The sequence below is a fragment of the Natrinema soli genome, assembly GCF_028618695.1.
Map to the genome: position 1 here is coordinate 1 of NZ_JAQIVI010000023.1, position 1,820 is coordinate 1,820.

Annotated in this window: 2 protein-coding genes; both read right to left on the bottom strand. The window is 67.4% G+C overall.

What is annotated here, in order from left to right; genetic code table 11:
• Positions 1-369, bottom strand: a 369-nt coding sequence (locus PGX04_RS01930) for an NAD-binding protein (protein WP_273736976.1), incomplete at its 3' end; no start/stop codon positions are given.
• Between the two features lie 55 nt (positions 370-424).
• On the bottom strand, positions 425-1,820 hold a 1,396-nt coding region (locus PGX04_RS01935), incomplete at its 5' end, for an NADH-quinone oxidoreductase subunit N (protein WP_273736977.1).

Genomic DNA, 1,820 nt, shown 5'->3' on the forward strand with positions numbered 1-1,820 from the left:
TATCGCGTCCGTCGGGTCGACGGTCCGATCCGCGAGTTCTGCGAACCGGTCGCGGTCGGCGGCCGTCGCGTTCCCGCCCAGATAGGCCACGATCACGGCGTCGGGAAACCGTTCGCGCGCGGCCTCGAGCGCGGCCCGATTGACGTCGGTTCGGTCGCTCGCGACGAAGATCACGTCCGGCGTGTCGACGTTTGCAATGGTGTCTGGATCGGCCGGATCTGCGCTCCGAGCCGGCACGCTCTCGTCGCGCAGGGTCTCGACGACGCTCTCGTCATCGGTGATGACGAGCACGCGGCCGTCGCGCTCGGCGACCCGCTCGGTCACCTGGCGGCAGACGGTTCCGCAGCCGAGCACGAGCCGAAAAACCATTTGTCGCGGCTTGCAACCCCGAGGGGTAAAAGCTACCGGGTCTCCCGTCGGGCGACTACGCGACGACCGCGGCCGCCGCCTCGGTCGCGGCGTCGGCGATCGGGCCGAACGCCGGCAGGATGAGAACCGTGATCACTGCGGCGACGATGATCGCCGCGTAGAGCCCGGTCGGCTGGGCGAGCCGATCCCGATCGACAATCGGCTCGTCGATCCAGAGCGCCTTGACCAGCCGCGAGTAGTAGTACAGCGAGAGCGCACTGTTGACGACGAGCGCCGCGGCGACGACGAGCAGGGCCGCATTGTCCGCGGCCGCCTCGATCGTCGCGGTGTACAGGAGGTACTTGCTCCAGAAGCCGCCGAACAGCGGGATGCCCGCGAGGCTGAACATGAAGACCGCCATCGCGGCGCAGGCGAAGGGCGCCTGCTTCGCGAGGCCGCTGTAGTCCTCGAAGGTGCGGCCGACGCCCCAGTACTCCGCCAGGCCGACGAACAGGAACGCACCCGTGTTCATGAAGCCGTAGACCAGCAGGTGCATCATGGCCGCGCCCATGACCTGTTCGCCAGCCCCGGTCGAGAGGGCCGCCAGCCCGATCAGCACGTAGCCGGCGTGACCGATCGAGGAGTAGGCGAGCATCCGCTTGACGTTCTCCTGGGTCGCCGCCGCGAAGTTCCCGACCGTCATGGTGACGATCGCGAGGATGACGAACGCCCACGTCCAGTCGACGCCGATGACGGCGGTCGTCGCCTCGAGCGGGAACGCCGTCGTGAACACGCGGAAGGCGAGCACGAAGCCGGCGGCCTTCGAGGCCGAGGAAAGGAACGCGGAGATCGGCGCGGGCGCGCCCTCGTAGGCCTCGGGCGCCCAGAAGTGGAAGGGAACGCTCGCGGTCTTGAAGGCGATCCCGCCGATCAACATGAGGATACCGAGGCCGAGTAATCCCCCCATCTCGCCGGCACCGCCGAGATTCGCCGCGATCGCCTCGAGTTGCAACGAGCCGGTCGCGCCGTAGACCAGCGAGACGCCGTAGACGAAGATCGCCGACGAGAGCGCGCCGATCAGGAAGTACTTCAGGCCCGCTTCGACGCTGCCGCGGTTGTCCTTCAAGATCGCGACGAGCGCGTACGACGGCAGGCTCGTCAACTCGAGCGCGATGAAGATCGTCACAAGACTGTTCGACGCGGCCATCGTCGACATCCCGGTCGCTGCGAGGACGACCAGCGAGTAATACTCGGCCTGATAGGTGTGATCTCGCAGGTAATCGTAGCTCGCGACCGTGACGAGGGCGGTGACGACCGCGATGATGATCATGAAGTACAGCGCCAGCTGATCGACGACGAACTGGCCGTCCATGATATCGATGACGCCGTAGTTGTCGATGCCGGTCGCCCCGACGCCGGCGGCGGTGAACCAGACGGCGACGGCCAGCGACGACAGCGACCCGGCGACGGCG